This is a genomic window from Marisediminitalea lipolytica (assembly GCF_001758465.1).
Lineage (GTDB): Bacteria > Pseudomonadota > Gammaproteobacteria > Enterobacterales > Alteromonadaceae > Alteromonas > Alteromonas lipolytica.
This window is the reverse complement of the sequence record NZ_MJIC01000014.1, coordinates 697137-716146: the sequence shown is the minus strand read 5'-3', so window position 1 is coordinate 716146 and position 19010 is coordinate 697137. Positions and strand designations below refer to the sequence as shown.

9 protein-coding genes are annotated in these 19010 nt (G+C 50.5%); 1 reads left to right on the top strand and 8 read right to left on the bottom strand.

Annotation, left to right across the window (positions count from 1 at the left end; translation table 11 throughout):
- Position 1: 1 nt before the first annotated feature.
- Genes BFC17_RS14140 through BFC17_RS14115 form a run of 6 tightly spaced genes read right to left on the bottom strand, consistent with a single transcriptional unit; the run spans position 2 to position 13509 of the window.
- Positions 2-5962 carry a tetratricopeptide repeat protein gene (locus BFC17_RS14140; RefSeq protein ID WP_070177105.1) on the bottom strand — a complete coding sequence of 1987 codons (5961 nt, stop codon included), beginning with the start codon at positions 5960-5962 and terminating at the stop codon, positions 2-4.
- Entirely contained in the window at positions 5962-8412 is a 2451-nt protein-coding gene (locus BFC17_RS14135) for a VWA domain-containing protein (RefSeq protein WP_070177104.1), read from the bottom strand. The genes BFC17_RS14140 and BFC17_RS14135 overlap by 1 nt, the downstream gene beginning before the upstream one ends.
- A 12-nt stretch (positions 8413-8424) precedes the next feature.
- Entirely contained in the window at positions 8425-10053 is a 1629-nt protein-coding gene (locus BFC17_RS14130; protein ID WP_070177103.1) for a BatA domain-containing protein, read from the bottom strand.
- Positions 10050-10952, bottom strand: coding sequence for a DUF58 domain-containing protein (locus BFC17_RS14125; protein WP_070177102.1), 903 nt, complete (start codon positions 10950-10952; stop codon positions 10050-10052). Before BFC17_RS14125 ends, BFC17_RS14130 begins: the two co-directional genes overlap by 4 nt.
- An 11-nt stretch (positions 10953-10963) precedes the next feature.
- On the bottom strand, positions 10964-11944 hold the full coding sequence (locus tag BFC17_RS14120) for an AAA family ATPase (RefSeq protein WP_070177101.1): 981 nt from the start codon (positions 11942-11944) through the stop codon (positions 10964-10966).
- Positions 11945-11946: 2 nt separating this feature from the next.
- On the bottom strand, positions 11947-13509 hold the full coding sequence (locus BFC17_RS14115; protein ID WP_070177100.1) for a hypothetical protein: 1563 nt from the start codon (positions 13507-13509) through the stop codon (positions 11947-11949).
- 183 nt (positions 13510-13692) lie between these two features.
- Here BFC17_RS14115 and BFC17_RS14110 point away from each other — a divergent pair, with 183 nt between their 5' ends.
- A complete protein-coding gene (locus tag BFC17_RS14110; RefSeq protein WP_083271744.1) occupies positions 13693-16452 on the top strand; it encodes a M16 family metallopeptidase in 2760 nt (919 codons plus the stop codon).
- A 164-nt stretch (positions 16453-16616) separates the two neighbouring features.
- Here the strand turns inward: BFC17_RS14110 and BFC17_RS14105 are convergent, their stop codons facing one another.
- Both BFC17_RS14105 and BFC17_RS14100 read right to left on the bottom strand, forming a co-directional pair.
- Positions 16617-17360 carry an SDR family NAD(P)-dependent oxidoreductase gene (locus tag BFC17_RS14105; RefSeq protein ID WP_070177099.1) on the bottom strand — a complete coding sequence of 248 codons (744 nt, stop codon included), beginning with the start codon at positions 17358-17360 and terminating at the stop codon, positions 16617-16619.
- Positions 17361-17504: 144 nt separating this feature from the next.
- On the bottom strand, positions 17505-18917 hold the full coding sequence (locus tag BFC17_RS14100; protein WP_070177098.1) for a sensor histidine kinase: 1413 nt from the start codon (positions 18915-18917) through the stop codon (positions 17505-17507).
- Positions 18918-19010 lie beyond the last annotated feature (93 nt).

Below are 19010 nucleotides of genomic sequence, written 5' to 3'. Positions count from 1 at the left end.
TTTAGTCGGCTATGGATTGCGATACCGCATGCGGCATTTCCTGTTGTTGTTTGGTGGTTTGCAACGCATTTCTTAATGCCGCCAGATTCGCAGTAATGTCTTTTGCTTTATTTTCTGCGGCTTGCCGCTCAACTTCACTTAGCAGCTGTTCCTGAATATCTGCAGATTGCGCTGCCACCAGCTTCGCTACATAAACAGAGGGATCCGTGTTTTGAATAATTAGATTTCCTTGCGCGCCGAACAGTTGTCGTGCCAGCAACAGCAACTGCCGATTATAAAACGCCTGTGGATTGGCCTGTGGTATCTGTGCAAGCACATTCACTATCGCCTTAACAGCCAGTTTTAAATCGCCCTGATTAAGGTAAAAGGCCGCTTTCGACAGCTCAAACTGCCGGGCTACACCGGGCGAATCAACTATCGCAACGGAGGTATTATCTAAAATCTCTTGTACACGCTGTTTCGCGTCAGTTTTTGTGCTTGTGCGGGTTATTGCCGATATCTCGAAGGCCTGCCAAAGTGCCTGGAGCTCGGGTTCGCTAGCAAATTCAGCCGGAAACAATTCCAGTAATTGCATAAGCAGTTGATGCGCCTTATCTTTGTTCTGCCATTCACCCAGCGCCTGCACAATTGTTGCAAATGAAGGTTGTTCAAGACGAGTTACCGCCATTCGATTAGCAATAGTGGCCGCGGGATAACGTAATTGCCAGAATGCCGCCTTTAACAGTTCTCCTGCAATCTCGTACCGCGCCAGACGTGCCGCCAAATAAGATAAACGGATCCGGGTGGCTGGCGTCATTAAAGGCAGCGTTGATGCTTGCGCAATTAACTGTGAAAGTTGCTCTGATTGCGGTTGTGGCCCGGACTCGGTTAGCAGCGTCACCAGCAGTTGCAAATCATGGGCTGTCAGCGTTGAACCTGCCAATTTATCCAGCAACTGAGCGTAATGCTCCTGCGCCCGCCCCTGTTGCAGCCAGCCGGTAACAATTAGATTGTAGAGACGTTGCTGAGAAAACCTTTCGTTATCCGGCAAGGCCAGTAACCATTCGATGAACATAGCAGTTACCTTGGGATCCGCAGCCATGGTAGCGAATAGATCCGGCGCTGCATTCCCATCGCGCAGAACCTGCTCCTGGGTTAGCGGTGTGCCTTTAAGATCAAAACGGGTATGTAACAGCTGCTCTCGATCCAGACCGCTGTCATCAAACTGCTTCTGCCCGCTGTAACCATTTTGCCAGAGCGTATTCAGTAAGGCCCGGGCCGCTTCGCTCTGGATCTTAACTAAGCTGGCGAGTTGCTTTAGGTCAGGCTTTGATGGTTGTTCATTACGCGTTAAACCCTGCTGCTTTTTTAATTGTACAAGTAACGGCAACTCGGCAAAGCGGCTTGCAAATGACTCAAAAACCGGCTCGTACAAGCCTTCAATCAGCCCTCTTCCAGCCAGGTTTAACCACGCTTTAATCTGCTTTGGCGAGTTAAATACATCAGCCGGAATGGCCTTTAATGCAGTATCTTCATTGACCAACTGACAGGCAAGCCAGAGAAGTTTCTGGTGCTGTGCATCAGGATGCATCTGTAACCAATCATCCAGCGTCGTTATAAAGCTGGTCAACGCTTTCTGTTGCCATTGCAGCGTGAGTAAGCCAGTCAGATACTCTTCATCCTGCGGCACCAGCCCGTGCAGTTTTGCGTATACGGCCAGCAAATCGGCAGAGGGACGCATGGTTCTGACTACCTCATTCACAAAGGTATCCCGTGCAGATTTATTAGCCGGGTGCGCAGCCGTATCAGCTAAAAACTGTGCGATGTACTCAGCCCGTTGTTCACTAAAATAGCGTTCCGTTAAATTGTTGAGTGCACCGAGTACATAATTGTCAGTTTGCGAACCGCGATAATCTGATACCAGCTGATAAGCATGGCGTTTATCACCCGCAAAGTAAGCGGCTGCAATCTGTGGCAATAGCTCGCAACCGCTGCAACTTGCCGCTGCTACGCTTAGGCTAGCAAGTACTAAGGCCTGATTAGCCGGATGAATATCAAACTGTAACCAACGTATCGCCGCTGCTGCCGTTACAGGCTTGCCGGGTATCGAATATCCCGCAGCCCTTACCATCGCGTCCTTTAAGCGATTTTGCTGGTCGTCACTCAGAGGCTGATTAAGTAAATAGGTCAGCAATTCGGGTTGCAGGTATGCCTGTTGGCCATCGCGTTCCAGTTTATGTTGCAACTGAGCATACACTTCAATAAGTTGCAGCGTCGTCAGCCTCGCCACCAGTTCAGCCGTAAAATCAGGACTTTTTTCACTGCCAAACAAACCCGAAGGAACCGGCGACGCACTGAACCTGATAACCAGTGCCATCAAAGCTTCATCTGAAAGGAGTGTTAAACGGGTTTCAAGCTGCGCATAAAATGCTGGCTGCGCTCTGAGTAAATTAAATAAAACCTCGGGTAAATCCCGGCTTTGCTTAAACTCCGGCCAGAACCATTGCACAAAGGTATCCGGCGATACCTGCTGTAACGTTTTTAATAAAGCAGAATAATACTGATGACGCAGTGACTGTTCGTAGCCACCCGGGCTCTCAGCATTGTGTGCCTTTACCACTTGCCGGATCAGATCCACACTGGCAGCCTGATCCTGAGTAGTCAGGGCAATGGCCAGTTGTAATGCAAAATTATCGGCGTCTCTGGCTTGTTGCAGCAAAGCCTGCATTGGCCAGGATTTTCTGTTGTCACCTTCCTCGGGCTGCCACTCACCATGCATTAAGGCAAAATGCGTCATGTCGTGGGCAAACTCAGGATCCTGGGTAAACTGGCGCGATAGTTGGTCTGCCAACCCGGTAATCAGAGCTGGCTCAGACAGCGAAAATGCTAAAGGTTTAACGAGTTGCCACCAGGCATTTAAGCGGGGGTAATCGGCAAGTTTTGCCTTGGCAGGTGCTAACCGCGTTTGCTGAAATGTTTGCGTAAAAGCGGTGATTATCTCATCCAATGCCTCCTTATAAGGTACTTCCGAAGCGGTCCATGTCAGCATTAGTCCTTCAGTTAAAGCGCCTGCATAGCGGTGGTAGTTGAGGTATTTTTGCTGCGGATCCACACCTTCAACCAGTGGCAATTGGTTGAGCAGATACTCAATCCCCTGCCGATACCAGTAATTGGCGATCTCGGGATGGCCGGTCTGGGTTTCCAGTACAGCCGTTTTTAACAATAAGCCAATATTGGCCTGATCTGTGGCTAAAGCCTGACGAAAATTAACCAACGCCTGTTCAGCTTTTCCGATATGGGCGTAAGCATTGCCTTTCAATTGCTTCACGTTTACCAGTCCCGGAATATTGGTGATCAGAGAAAATGCTTGCTCGGCTTCTAAGAACTGCCCGTCTTCCAGCAGTGTTTGCGCTAAATCGGCGTAAAAAGCCGGGGGAAACAAAGGTTTTAACACCAACAAGCGTCGTCCATACAACAGCTTTTTAGCGTTATCGCCAAATATCGGTCCACTGGCGTTGTCACTTTTTGAGCCACTGTAAAGGGTAACCAGGCCTCTTAGCAGGGTTGGCCGTAGTGCGGGGTTTGTTGCTGCCAGCAGGCGGTTCGCTTGTTCTACACTGGTATAGTCGGCCAATTGCTGCGCTACCTCGGCATAGGTAAACAACGCCTGAGTCGGCTCTTCCTGGATGATAATGTCTACGAGCAGTCTGCGCTTTAGCCAGGTTAGGGTTTGCGTATTTATTTGCTTATTGTGGTTTTCCGTTTCCGGGTTTTCATTGGCCAGCAGATTCAATAAACCATCAACCGCAGCGCTTTGCAGTTCTTTTGTCTCGCCAAAGATGGACTGGTATTGCAGTATAGCGATGGCTGTTGTTAATTGCCCCTGCTGCTTTAACAGTACCGCCTGTTGAAGCAGTGAATCAACACTCTGTTGTTTTTCTAATACGGCAAGCTGATACAGACGAATAGCCTCCTGCGTTAACCCGGCCATGGCGTAAATGCCAGCCGCAAAGGCGTTATCGGAAAACGCGGGCGAGGATGCTTTTAGTTCCGTCAGTAATGACTCTACGGTGCGGGTTTGAGAACGTTCAAATGTGTCTGCTGATGCCGCAGCGCCCGGAGCCGGGTTCTCTCTGACATGATTCCGCAAGGTATTCAGGGTAATTTGCTGCCAGTAAGTATCAGCGTTACTGCTATCGAGCTCTGCCAACTGCTGCCAAACCTTGTTTAAGCTCACATAGTCCCGGGTTTTAGAATACAGCTTAGCCTGCATTCTGAGCTGCTCAATCTGACTAATCTTGCCTTGGCTAAACAGGCTGTTAATTGCCTCAAGTGCAGGCTTAATTTGCTTTTCCGTCAGGTAAACACTCACCAGCAATTCGACTTCGCTGGCATTTGCCTGCCCCTTCAATAACTTTTCAGCCAGTTTTTCAGCCAGTGCAGTTAGTCGCCCGGTTTGCGCCGATACGCTGATAATTCGGTTTGCCAGAAACTGTCGGCGTGCAGGAAGCTGAGCCTGTTGCCACAGCTGTTGCCAACGCATAAGCGCAGCCTCGGTATTGCCTGTGGCATAAGCCAGTGCTGCAATATGCAATTGCTGGTCGTAACCCAGCGTGCCCCTGATTTGTTCTAACTTCTGCAATATTGCCAGTGCATTATCAGAGCGATGCAGGCGCTCGTAGTTTTCCGCCAGTTGTAATCTGACCATACTTTGTTGCGGCAGTTGCTCATCAAGGAAGGCCAGCACGGTAAGGGCCTTTTCCTCATCCCCTCGGGCAAGATAGGTTTCAAACAAAAACTGTCTTACCTGCAGTGATAGCGAGTCATCATTTCCTTTGTTTTTTACCAACGCAATCGCTGCGTCGGTCAACCCCATCGCTACCATCTGCCGGGCAGCATCAAGCAACAAAGCCGTATCATCAGGGTTTCGCGCCAGCAATGTGTTAAATACCCCTTTGGCTGCATCCAGGTTTCCCGCATTGATGTGCAGGCCGGCGAGTCCCGTATAACCATTGATGTTTTGTGGCTGGCGCTGCATTTGTTCCTTATACAGCGCAGTAAGTTCGTTGGTGCGGTTTGCCAGTTCCAGCAGGCCTGCCTGACGGGCGATGATGGCAGGTTCGCTAGAAGAACGGGTGATTTTAAGTGCTTTATCGTATTCACCCAGCTCCATCAGTATATCAATGCGGATCTGACTGACTTCCACGGTTTGCGGCTTTGCCGCCAACTGCTGCTCAGCACTGCTAAGGTCACCGGCCAGCCGCCAGGCTTCACTAAATAACGCCAGGGCATAACGCTGCTGCGCTTTATCGGTAGCTCCTTCATAGGCTTGCCAGGCATAGCGGGCTGCTGCTGCATAAGCCTGAGTACTTAGCGCCGTATCGGCCGCTAATAATGGTGAACCGCCGATGGATAACTGGTTAATTAGTTGCAGAGCTTCGCCGGTGTAACCCAGTAAAGTCAGTACTCGTACAGCGCCCAGCGCATAATCAGGTTGTTGTTCGGCAAATTGCACTAAGGCCAGCGGCTCATGGCTAAGTAATGCCTGCATTGCTTTGCCATTCACATTACTTGCTGCATCACCATTAACCATAGTTTTATCGTGTTCGCCCCTAGCCAGGGTTAACGCAGCATAAATAGATTTTAAATTAGCGGAGGGTGAAAGCATTAACGCCTGTTGCAGCGCCATTTCGGCCCCCGCCACATCACCACGCAGCCAGTTTACTATCCCGGCTATAGTCAGCGCTTTGGCACGATGGGTTGGAACAAGCGCGGATTCGCTTATGCTATTTAATGAAGCTAATAATGCCGCCACGTCGCGATTCACCAAAGCCTGATGATATAGCTCAGCAGCCGCCTTGTGTGCATCCCATTCGCTTTGCACAACCTGCAGTACCGACTGATTTTCGGCAACAGCCATTGGCGGGCAAAGTAGCTCACTCACTAACAGGAGCGCACAGGTTACGCGGGATAAAACTTTCATTAACGGGCTCCTGGGTTAATGCTGGCAGTGGGCCAGCGGCGACAAATGATTTCCGCAAAATAAAGCAACAACGCGAACGCCAGTAGCCATGGATACAGCAGGGTTTCTTTTAGAGCTAAGTCCGCTTTCACGGCGGGTAACTCTCGAGTATCCAGCGTTAAATGTTTGCCACCGCTTTGCTCAACCACACGGTTAAGTGCATCTTTGGCAGCCAGACTCACCCGCGTCTCATTAAACCAGCCTTCTTTTTCACTGTTGGCCGCATACCAGTTTTTAGCGTCGACTGTGGCCCTTAACATAACGGCTTCGTCAAGTGAGGCCGCGATGCTGGCTGTGTAAATTCCCGGTGCTCGTTGCTCGACAGCAATCTCCTGCCACTGCCCGGTTTGTGCATTTAATTGGGCTAACTTCAGCCGGTCTGTGGTTTGGTCAACCCGAAGGGTTACCAGAACATGATCGGATAAACGCGTGCTACTCATTACCACTGGTGGTGCAAAGTCAGCCACCTCACTTAGTTGCGTGCCCAGCCACTGGCCATATTCAGACCAGTCTTGCCAGCGCTCAGTGCCGTTTCCAATGGGATCAGTCATCAACGCGGTTACCCGCCCTGCCCCGTATTGCCAGCTGGCCATAACAACATCGCTGGCGTTAACTTCACTCAACAGAGTCTGAGCATTGGCACGGGAGTTAATTTTTGCGTAACCATTTAACGGCGGAATACGTTCGCTTTTTTCACCCTGCAACCAAAAAGCACCTTGCTTAAACACAGGCTCTGGCTGCTCTGCTGGTTTATGAAAATTCAGCTCAACCATGGCAAACTCATCGGCAATACTGTAGTAGCGCCCACGTCCCCAGTTGGCCAGATCAGCCATCTGTGCTTCGCGCGCGGTATCACTGCCCACCAGGACCGTCGAGACGTTAATTTGATCCTGCGCCACAAAGCGCAGCAGGTGTTGATAGTTTTCTTCTTCAATGCCTGCGTCAGTAATTACCAGAATGTGGCGATACCGGGCGGGGATTTGTTTTAAGCCAAAATAGGCTTCCTGAATGGCCGGGAAGAGTTGCGTAGCGCCCATAGACTGCATGCGCGAAATAGCCCGCTCGATGTTTTCCGGCGTCTTAACAGGCTGCATAGGAACCGACCATTGTCGCGTACCGTAAAACTCAACGATACCGACCTGATCATCAGGATTCAGTTTTCTGACTGCCAGACGGGCAACTTGTTTAGCCAGTTCAAGGGGTTTACCCTGCATCGAACCTGAACTGTCTATGACTATTGCCAGGGCCACGCTAGGTTCCGTTTTTTCCAGAGTTTGTGTAAGTGTTACCGGTAATGCTTCGGCCAGAGGGCTATTTGCCATGCCCCCACTGGCAAAAGCCATTTCACCGCCGCTGTAAAATAAGCCTTTGCCCTGTTTTACCGCTGCTCTAATTGCCTGCTGCTGAAACTCAGAGAGTTGCTTTTCACTGGCATTGTTTAACCAAATCGCTTCGCTGGCGTTAATACCCTGGATAAAAGAATTATACTGACTGACGCTAGTCACCGTTATTGCATCACCCACCAGGGTTTGTAACGCAGAAACTGCGGTTTTATCAGCATTGGCGGCAAACAGGGTGATGGCAGGCTGACTTACCGCGATGATATCGCGACTATCACGCTCTATTTGCTTGTCGCCCTGTATTTCAAAAAGCTTTACCGCCAAGGGAGAAAAAGGCACGGAGGCGGTTCCCAGGTTAAGGGTTTCCTGCGCTCGACGTGGGTCAATATATCGAGATACAGACACCTCCGCGCCGACAACGTCAACTCGCCACTGGCTGGCATCGGATAGTGACTCGGCCGAAACCTGCAATGTGAGTGCCTGCCCGATCCGTGCAGGTAACACGGTTAACTTACTTAATAACGGGGTCGCTGTTGCGGGTAATTCAGCCCAGTTCAAATGCACATTTTTACTGGTGAGTTCGGCCAGGGCGGCAGCCCAGTTATTAGTAGTGCTCAGGCCATCGCTTAGCAGAGTGATATCGGCATTGGCATGGGCTGGGATTTCTAACAAAGCCTGTTGTACAACTTTTGCTAAAGCACCTTCATTAACGCCAGAGGGTAGTCGTTTAATTTCGCCACGGTTAAGGGATAAAGGCATCCCGCCGATTTGTATCACTTTTACCGCCACGGTTTGTGGCAGGGATGCAATCTGCTCATTCAGCCAGGCCTGTTCTGCACCAGCGTCTTCCATGGCATTAGCAGAATCAGTATCCACAATAAATACACGCATGGCACTGGTCGAAGAGTGAAGCCAAACTGGCTGCATTAATGCCAGCACTAAGGCGGTTATCAGCAAACAACGCAAAACACTCAGGCTGGTTTTGCTACGCCGGCCCAACCACAAAATTGCCGGTAGCAATAGCAACAGCAACAGCAACGCATAATAGGGGTGTAAAAATGTGATACTCATATTCATTACTCCCTAGGGTAAGCGTCCACGCACAATTGCCAGCCATTCAGCTAAAACTAAAAACAGCGCCAGCAGGATAAGCCAGGGCCAGATGATCTGGTGCGTGTTGACTGTAGCTGACGGAATTTCTGTCACAGACGGCTGCGTCATACTGTCGGTAACGGTGCGGTTTAACAGCGACACCGAAATTTCAGCATGTTCAGGCATTATCATTTCACCTACCGATAGCGGTAGCGGACTTTCACTTAACGTAGGCAAGGGCTCGCCAACCGCGGCAAATTCACTGGCCGCGGCGACAGGAGTAAGCCAGTAAAGAGAATGAACCAGCAAACCGGGCAAGCGTCTGTCCTGATTTTTGCTGAGGGCCTCGTATGCAGCCAGGCTGAATAACACCGAGCGCTGCTCACCTTCGTTAACCGATAAAGCCGCCAGTGACTGCTCCGCGGTCCAGCCCTGCCTTTGCCAAAGCTGACTGATTGCCAACTTCGCCGCAGTAGAATCAGCCTTGTACACTATGCCCTCTTGCCCGGCATCTTTAGCAAAAAGAAAGTGTGTCAGCCCCTGGGCGAAACAGTTTTCATCTTCAGCCAGACAAACGGCCACCTGCGCGTTTTGTGCAACGGCCGTCAAACGTGGTGTTAGGTTAACCAGCCGGCTCATTGCCAAAGGCACGCCTTCACCTGTATAAACGGTTATCCGTGGCATGGCTGGTAACGTCAGCGTGGCTGAATTATCGGCGGCAAAATCATCATCAGAATGTAGTCTGACGCTTAACTTTCCTGGGCTATCGGTAAGCGCCAGATTACTTAACAGCCAGGTATTGTCGGCAATTCGCTCAGCTGACGCCAAAGTAAAAGGGGTACCATCAAGGTCAATGCTAAGCTCTGGCACTGTACTTCCGGCTGTATCACCGGTTATTTCGATAATCACATCCACCCGTTGCGGATCACCACTGGCAGCAGCGCGATAGCCAAAGTTGACTATGCCCCAATTGCTAGCTACGGCTGGTGCCGTAAACCTTTGAATCAGCTTTACATTTTGGGGCAGCCGTGCAAATTGGGAAGCGCGCAAAGGCATGCCATAATAGGCAATAACGATTGATTTTTGCTGGTTTAACACCGCCATACGGCGGGCAAATTCACTGATTGCGGTGAGCGTGGATTGTGGAGTAAGGCTTTCGAGGCGCGCTTTAATAAGCGCAGCACTGGCATCTTCACCGGCAATCAATGAGGGCGTAACACCGCCAAACCACACTTCTTGCGCAGCGCCTGGGTTTTGTTCCAAATCGTTAATTAACCTTGTACGGGCGTTGCTAAAGCGCTTGCCAACCTGCATAGAAACGGAGCCATCCAGATAATAAATATGGCGTTCAGCAGATGAATTGGCGGAACTTTGAATACCTGCCAAAGCAAGCCAGATTGCCAGCGCAATGATGACCGACAGCAGCCATGCCAGGGGATATCTGAATCGTTGCCACAGGGTTCTCAACGGCGCTTGTTGCTGTGCCTGCTGCCAGAACAGTGCGGTGGCTACCTGTACCACTTTGACTCTGGGTCGCAGAAATTGTAATCCAAACAACACGCCAGCCAGAGCCAACGCGCCCAGCAATACCGTTACCCCAGAGAATAAACCAAAGCTCACAGGTTAAGCCCTCCCTGCGCAAATAATCCGGCCAGCTGAGGCAACACCGGCTGACTGGCATCCAGTTGCAACAAACCGGCCCCCTGGGCCTGTGCCGCTTTTAACAAATCCTGGTTGAATTGCTGGTATACCTGTTTGTACGCTTTGAGTACATCCGGCGTTGGCGAAACCGCTACTTCGGCACCGGTTTCACAATCCTGTATTTGCAGCTCGCCCTGCCATTCTGGCATTAACTCTGGCTGCGCATCCCAGGGCTGAGTAATTTGCACCAGTAACACTTTATGGGGCAGATTGGCCATTGCAGCTAATACTTTTTGCAGGCCGTCGTTATCAAAAAAGTCCGACACGATCACCACCAGTCCTTTACGCAGATTCAGGTTAGCTAAGGTCTTTATGGCAGTGGTCAGTGAAGTGGCTGCCTGACTTTCGCATTCGGCCAGCACCCGGGCAAATTGCAGCAGGTTATTTTTACCATTGAGGCCTTTTACCTGAATATCGAGGTTGCGGCCAAAGGGCATCAGGCTCACTGAATCATGTTGTGCCAGCGCAATGGCCGCCAGACCTAATGTGGCGCGTAATGCTGGCACGATCCGCGGCGTCGTTTCGTAAAACATACTGGCTGAGGCATCCTGCAGAAAATACACCGGCATATCCTGCTTTTCTTCAAAAACTCTGACGAATACCCGTCCTAAACGGCGATAAATATTCCAGTCGATGGCACGTAAATCATCGCCAGCCACATAAGGTTTAAAATCGGCAAACTCAAGCCCCTGGCCACGCGCGCTGGTTTTTTGTTCTGCCAGTCGGCCCCCCTTGCCAGCCTGGGCAATGCGCAGACTCAGTTGCTGGACCTGGGCCAGATATTCGTAATCAAACAGCGTGTTTAGATTAAGCGCCACGTTGAATTGCCTTACACCAACGTAATGATAAGGTCGTCTGCTGCTACAGCAGACGCCTGGGCTTTAAAATTAAGCACCATGCGATGGCGTAATACTGGCAGGGCTACGGCCCGAATATCATCGGCACTTACAGCGCTACGCTGATTAAGCAGGGCGTTTACCTTCCCTGCCAGCATGAGGCTTTGAATTCCACGGGGCGAAGACCCCAGTGCAACGTACTGGTTTACACTGTCGGTAGCGTACTGACTGCCGGGCTGCGTTCCCATGACCAGACGAATAGCAAAAGTTTTTGCTTCTTCGGATACCGGCATGCGGCGTACAATCTGACGCATTTGATTTAAGATCTCACCGCTGGCAACCGGCGATACCACCACTTCTTCGCCACTGGTGGTGCGGTCAATAATGGTGTGGTAATCCTGTTCGGTGGGGTAACCTACCACCAGTTTAAACAGAAAACGGTCCAGTTGCGCCTCCGGCAGCGGATAGGTCCCTTCCTGATCTACCGGGTTTTGGGTAGCCATAACACAAAACGGCTCGTCGAGCTTAAAGGTTTTACGGCCAACGGTAACCTGCTTTTCCTGCATCACTTCAAGCAGGGCTGACTGGGTCTTCGGCGTTGCCCGGTTAATTTCATCAGCCAGTACCAGATTAGACATAATCGGCCCCGGCTGAAATGTCAGCTCATGGCCACCACCGGCGGTTTCGCTGAGTACTGAGGAACCCTGAATATCAGCAGGCATCATGTCCGGGGTAAACTGAATACGTGAAAACGGCAGATTAACCGCTTTACTGATGGTGCTGATGAGCATGGTTTTACCCAGGCCAGGCACACCCTCAAGCAGAACATGCCCGCCGGCACACAATGCCGTAAGCACACCATCAATCACCGCTTGCTGACCGACCATCATGTTAGCCACTTCGCTGCGGATAGCCGCAAAGTGCTCACAAAAGAAAACATTGTCCTGGCTGGTTACCACTAAGTTTGCTTGCATGATTAATCTTGCCCCCTGGTTTTCTTATTCTGATTAGTTTGTGGGTTGTCGCCACGCTTATAGAAGCCCTGTAATAAGCGTTTCTCCCAGGCCTCTTCCTGGCTCAGACTATGCTGACCGGTATTGCCACTAGCATGGCCTCGCGCCTGAGCCTCAGGCTGTTCACTGATTTGCTTTTCAGGTGTTGTTTGCTGCGTTTTTTGCTGCTGTGGACCGGGCCCTTGTGTACCAATGAATTGATCTGCCATGGGCACACTTAACATCAGGCCACCGATGCCACGGGATTGTTTCTTACCGTCATCGCCTGCCTGATTACCGCTATTCTGACTGTTGCGATTACTCTGATTACCACTCTGATTTTGTTGCTGTTGTTGCTGACCTTTACGAGCCTCAGTTGCCGGTTTCGCCGCTTTGGCCGCGGCTTTTGCTGGCGTACTGGCCGGCGCCGCTGAGTCATTATCTCCACTTGCGGGCGAATCGTCAGCCGCAGAACCAGACGGTTGTGTTGCATCATTTTGCTCTGAATCCGCCGACTCATCCTGTTGTTGAGCCGCATTCTCGCCCGCTGCCGCCGGGCTGCCGCTAGCCGGTTCACCATTATTCATAACGGCTGCTGACTGGCGCTGGGCCATGGATTGCGCGGTATCAGATGGCGCTTCTGGTTTACCAGACGACGCTTTGTTCTGACGACTGGCCGACTTCGGCGAACCGCTGGAAGCACCTGAAGAGCCGCTGGTACCGGAACTTGACGGCGAATCATCTTGCTTTGTGTTACCAGCAGCGGCCCCGGCAGTGGCATTGGTTTTAGCCGATTGCGCAGATAAGGTGTCGTTAGGTACCTGCATCGTGTTTGCCATCAACCGAGGGCTGGCGCTGGGTGTTATAGTCGTTGGTTCTGGTTGACTGTTGTCACGCGTGGCGCCTGATTGCGCCTGGTTTTGTGCTGCTAGCGTTGCCTCGTTTGTTTGCCGGGGTGTAGTCAGCGAGGAGCCATCGTTAGCTACCGATGCTGGCAATTTTGTGCCTGCAGGCTCCATAAAAAAATGGCTTATCAAAACTATGCAAGCCAAAGCCGCTACGGAGTATGCGTACCCTGACACACCGCTCCACCACCCTGTAAGTGGCTTAAACCGAAAGTTCAGTGCCTGATCAACCGTGGCACTGGCATCGTTAATGGCGGCTACCTGAAACCCACTGGTAACCGGTTGCTGCAAAAATTCATCAGCCGTGACGATTCGTTGCTGGCTTTTCATTGCCTCATCAAACACTGCCAGACTCTGGCTACGGGAGACCGGTGTATTCAGCAACTTAAGCGCAACGCTTAACGCGTATACGACCAACGCTATCACCAGCATCAGTAACGCCAGTGACATAGTAGAACCAGTCGAAACGCCTGTAGCTTCAGCCAGTATAAGTGCTGTTAACGGCATTATCGGTAAGCTGAGTAACGCATTGGCTATGGCTTGTCGATTTGCCTTAAACCAAATTACCTGCAGCAGTCGCCGTCGGCCTCTGGCCGCCAGTCTGTTGAGCTGCTGTGTAAGGGGTTGTGGCTGTACCGACATCAGTTTGCCTGCGTTTCCTGCAAAAAGTTTGGCTTATGTGGTCCATTTCACACCATAAAACTTACACCAACCTTGCACGGCGCAAATATTGTTCAATTCGTGTGATTAATACTTGTGCAAGGCTCGTGCAAGGTAAGTGTGTATAAATGATTGCATTACATCGAAAAGACCCGGAGTGTCTCGTTGAAATCCTTTACAACACTGGCCTTATCCTTAAGCATTGCAGCGGTCTGTGGCCTGTCTGCCTGCGCCGTTAATTCGCTGCCTGTTGAACAATCTTCATCAGTCGCCTTTGAGAAAATCAACATCGGTTACGAGATGTTTACCTTACCCAATGGCCTGACAACCATTGTGCACAGTGACCACAGCACGCCCAATGTTTTTGTTGGCGTCTGGTATAAGGTCGGCTCGAAAAACGAACCTCAGGGCAAAACCGGTTTTGCCCATCTCTTTGAACATCTGATGTTTCAAAGCACGGTAAATCGCGAGAGCGAATACTTTCTGCCATTGGATCAGGTAGGCGCTGTAGGAATGAATGGCACCACAACGCTGGATCGCACTAATTACTACCAGACTGTGCCCAGTAATGCCATCGACGTTGCCTTGTGGATGGAATCGGATCGCATGGGCTATCTGGGCGAAAGCATTACCCAGAACGTACTCGATGAACAACGCGCGGTGGTAAAAAACGAAAAACGTCAGGGTCAGTTAGGACCGGAAGCTCGGATCTACGACCGTTTCGTGGAAAATTTTTATCCGCCGGGTCACCCCTATGACCACAGTCCTATTGGTTCTATGGAGGACCTGGACAATGCCACTCTTGATGACGTAAAACAGTGGTTTAAAGATGCGTACGGTGCTTCTAATGCGGTGTTGGTGTTGTCTGGTGATATCACCCTGGATGAGGCAAAACAAAAAGTTGCCCATTATTTTTCTGATGTCCCCGCAGGCCACCCTATGGCAAAAATCGATCAGTGGCTGCCGGATCTTGACAGCATAAAGCGTGACATCATTTACGATAAAGTCCCCTATATCAGTCTTAAACGAACCTGGCCGCTGCCAAATAACAGCAGCAAGGATACTGTGCTGATGAAGCTGGTAAGCCGTACGCTGGCCGGGCATAAAAATGCACCGCTCAACCGCGTACTGGTTGATGAAAAACAGCTGGCCAGCGGGGTATCGGCCTACGTGGATGCCTACGATATCAACAGTACGTTTTCTTTGGATATCGCCTTAAAGCCCAGTGCCGACCTGAACGAAGTCATTCGCCTGACCGACGAACTGATGCAGAGTTATTTTGCCAAGGGGCCGTCAGCGGAAGAACTGCAGTCAATCTATCTGGGCGGTGAAGTGTCTCTGCTGCGCGCCATGGAAAGTAACCACGCCATTGGTAGTCAGCTGATTGACGGTTACGTTCATCATGGTGATCCACTCTTTGTGAACACTCAACGCAAAATCATTAGCGCGGCAACGCCACAGGACATTCGCAAGGTTGCGCAAAAATGGTTAGCCAAACCCTATTACGAAATTCAGCTACTGCCTGAGCCAGAAACCCAGCCCATGGCTAGTCAGGTGGATCGGAGCAAAATGCCACAAGCTGAAGCATTTACCGGCAAAGTAACCATGCCGCCTATTGCAACGGCTACGCTGGCAAATGGCATGAAGCTGGTTGTTGCCAACCGCCCTTCGCTGCCATTAATTGATGTAAGCCTGCAATTTAGCACCGGCACGCTGGCCGATACCTATTACCACAGAGGTACTGCCAGTAAAGCCTTTAGCATGCTGACCAACGGCACCAAAAACTATTCTATGAGCGAACTGGCTGCGCAGATGGATAAGTTAAGCATTGCCGTACAAGGCGGCGCTGGCACCTGGGGAAGCAGCGTTAACTGGGGTGGCCTGGCCGAGGTTATGGACGAGGGATTTGCTCTGGCAGCCGAAATTGTAAGACACCCGACTTACCCACAAAACGAATTTAATCAGTACCTCAGCAGTATCGACGCGGGTTACAGCCGCTACGAAATGGAACCCATTCGTGCGGCCGGTAAGGTTTATGCCAAAGCGTTATGGGGTGCAGATCACCCCTTTGGCCAAATCACCGCTAAAACGACCGCAAAATCACTTACGCTGGACGATATACGGGCTTTTCACGACAGCGAAATTACACCGGCAAATGCGACCCTGTACATGATTGGTGATATTACCCTCGAACAGGCTACAGAGCTGGCAGAACGCCACTTTGGTGACTGGCAGGCTGGCAGCGCTCACCCACTGACAACCATTGCAAAAGCCCCTGCTCCCGCAGCCCGGGTTATTCTGGTTGATGCACCGGGCACGGTTCAGAGTAGCATTATGGCAGGCCATGTCGTTACGCCATTTAATAAAGAAACCGCCGCTACAGAGGTTTTAATGGATGCAGCGCTAGGCGGCGGCTTTAACAGCCGTTTAAATATGAACTTGCGCGAAGACAAAGGCTGGGCCTATGGGTTTGGTGCAGGCATCGACAATGCACCTCATGGTGAACGCCTGTTTACTGCCAGTGGCACTGTGCAGGCCGATAAAACCGCAGCAGCCATGACCGAAATCAAACGTGAAATCACTGAGTACGTGACCTCATTGCCGGTTACCAGGCAAGAACTGGAACGGGATAAGGCCACACTCATTTACTCGGTGCCGCAAAACTACACGAATAACGGCGCTTTTATGGGGGCAATGATTAATGCAGATATGTACGATCTGCCCTATACACGGGTTGAAGGCACAACACAAAGACTCGCGGCAGTCACTCGCGAACAGGTTATTGCGCAGGCTAAACAAACATACTTACCGGAGCAAATGATCTGGGTTGTCGTGGGCGATTTAGCCCTGATTGAAGATGAGATCCGGGCGCTTAATTTTGGTCCGGTTGAAGTTTGGGATGTTTACGGCAATAAGATCCGCTAAGGCCTGATATCCCTTTTACCTGTTTGTCTGTTTTGCAATGTTTGCGGGGTTATCTCGTTGCAAAACATCCCAACCACATGAAACCCTGGACCGGCTCTGCTGGTTATTTTTAAGCCTGGCAAATTGCCAGGCTTCTTTTTTAATCCTGCAGAATCTATGCAACCCTAAGGAAGGTAAGCGCCACCGCAAACCGGTACATAAGTCCCTGTAATGTGCAGCGCAGCTTCACTGGCCAGAAAACGAACCGTACTCGCCACATCCTCTGGCAGCGCGATACGCTGGTTAGGCGTCATGCTGCGAATAAACTCCTTAAACTCTTCGGGCGCTTGCTTAGTGGCATCTGTCAGCACCAGTCCGGGCGCTACCACATTAGATGTGATCCCATAAGGCCCCAGTTCCTGGGCCAAATATTTATTAAAGCTATCCAGTGCGCCTTTAGCTGTACCATGGGCCAGAAAGCTGGGTGCAGGAGCTTCTGATAAGGTGCTGGAAATAAAAATCAAACGGCCAAACTGCTTTTCTTTCATGCTTTTTGCCGCGTGCTGCGCTGTAATGTAAGAGGCATGCATTTCATCATTCAGCTTCTGGGCAAATTCATCCCAGCTTTGTTCAAGAAAAGGTTTGGGCGTAAAGTTCATGTTGGCATTAGATACCAACACATCAATACCACCAAATTCGCCATTAATAGTGTTAAACATGGCTTCTACCTGCGCATCGTCCCGCACATCGGCCTGAACCGTCACCGCTTCACCACCACCAGCTATAATACTTTGCGCAAGCGCTTCGGCCGCTTCGGCACTGTTTACATAATTAATAAAGACGCGGTAACCCTCTGCCGCCAGTGAAGTAACCGTTGCTGCGCCAATACCGCGCGCACCGCCCGTTACCAATGCATTTCGCTTGTCCATAATAAACTCCTTGGTTGATGATTGTAGCATCGTGAATGTGTGCAAATTATATAGCCATAATAAAACCTCAGGTATGGCTGAGGTCAACAGCTATTTGTTTCTATAAAACATGCACTTGAGATTAATCAAATAAGAAATGTTTAATTACAGGGATGGCGATTTGAAGGAGATAGTAAAAATAGCGCCCCCCTCCGGACGGTTTTGCACACTGACTTCGGCTTCATGCAGTGCCGTAATGGCTTTAACAATTGCCAGTCCCAGGCCATGCCCATTGCGGTTTGGCGGAAATTTGGCAAAAGGTTCAAACAGCGCATCCAGCTTATCATCGGGGATCCCCGGACCGCTGTCGCTAACGGTTAACTTACCTTCTCTATGCAAAGTGAGTTCGACTTTATCTCCGGCTTGTGAGAAAGACACCGCGTTGTCGACCAGGTTAGCAACAGCAACTTCCAGTAACCCCTGATCACCGGTGATCACGTAAGTTTCGGTTTGTTGGGTAAAAGCCAGCTCCACACCGCTCTGCGCTGCGACTATCTGCCGTTCAGCAACGACTCGCCGACAACACTCAGCAACGTCAACCTGGCTATCGAGACTTTTTGGTCCGCCAATACGCATCAGTCGCAACAGCTGATTTACCAGATTGATTAACCGGCGGACATCATCCACCAGCTTGTCTTTGACTTTACCTTCATCAAGCATTTCCAGCCGGGTGCGTAATACCGTTAACGGCGTACGCATCTCATGAGCGGCTGTCGATAAAAAGAAATTATGCTTTTGCTGGGTTTCATCGACCCGGGCAATCATATTATTGACCGCCTGAACCAAAGGTAACACTTCGTTGGGCAAACCATTTTCAGGCAGCTTTTGATGCAGTTTTTTCGGATTAAACGAATAAGCCAGATTGGCCAGCTTTTTAATTGAACGCAGGTTGTATAACAGAATAAAGCCAGTAATAAACATGACGCCAATGGCTGAAAGCAGCAGGTCGCGGCCACCGCCCCACAAATGGCGTTGATAATAGTCCAGATAAGAGGTCTGTGGCGGCACGACGGGTGTGGTTAAGCCATAAAACTCGAGGTAATAATACTGGCCAGAACAAGCATTAAACTGCACATAGCCATCACCAGCATCTTCATTAATGACTTCGTAAAAATTAGTACAGAGCCTGTCCAGGTTGATTTTTTGATTCAGGGCGAGAAGGTCGTCTAATTGATATTTTTGGTAATACGCGGGCGCATCCACGTTGCCATAATGTTGTGTTCCGGCAATCAGATAATACTGAAAATTCGGGTTGTTACTTACTATTTCGGCCATGGCCGGAGAATACTGATATTCTGAAGCGGGCTTGTCTGCGTTAAGCTGAATATCAATAAACGAACGCAGTTCCTGACGGACTTTCTCGACGGTGTAATCCACCGGATCCTGGCTCACTACTTCCACACCAATGATGGGCGAAATGGCAATGTAGTAAACCACGCCAATAACAAACACCAGCGACAGCACCAGCATCTGGCCAAACATGGAGCGGTGGAGCTGTGAAAGCAGTTTTAATTTCATGCGGATGCTCACGTTAACAACTCCCTGTACTGCATTCTTAACCTGATGTTATCGTCCATGCGAGCTCATAACGACATGAGCACTGCCAGGCAG

Coding starts and splice junctions, on each gene's coding strand:
- BFC17_RS14120 (WP_070177101.1), bottom strand. CDS start 11,944: ATGCAAGCAAACTTAGTGGTAACCAGCCAGGACAATGTTTTCTTTTGT.
- BFC17_RS14135 (WP_070177104.1), bottom strand. CDS start 8,412: ATGAGTATCACATTTTTACACCCCTATTATGCGTTGCTGTTGCTGTTG.
- BFC17_RS14100 (WP_070177098.1), bottom strand. CDS start 18,917: ATGAAATTAAAACTGCTTTCACAGCTCCACCGCTCCATGTTTGGCCAG.
- BFC17_RS14140 (WP_070177105.1), bottom strand. CDS start 5,962: ATGAAAGTTTTATCCCGCGTAACCTGTGCGCTCCTGTTAGTGAGTGAG.
- BFC17_RS14115 (WP_070177100.1), bottom strand. CDS start 13,509: ATGTCGGTACAGCCACAACCCCTTACACAGCAGCTCAACAGACTGGCG.
- BFC17_RS14105 (WP_070177099.1), bottom strand. CDS start 17,360: ATGGACAAGCGAAATGCATTGGTAACGGGCGGTGCGCGCGGTATTGGC.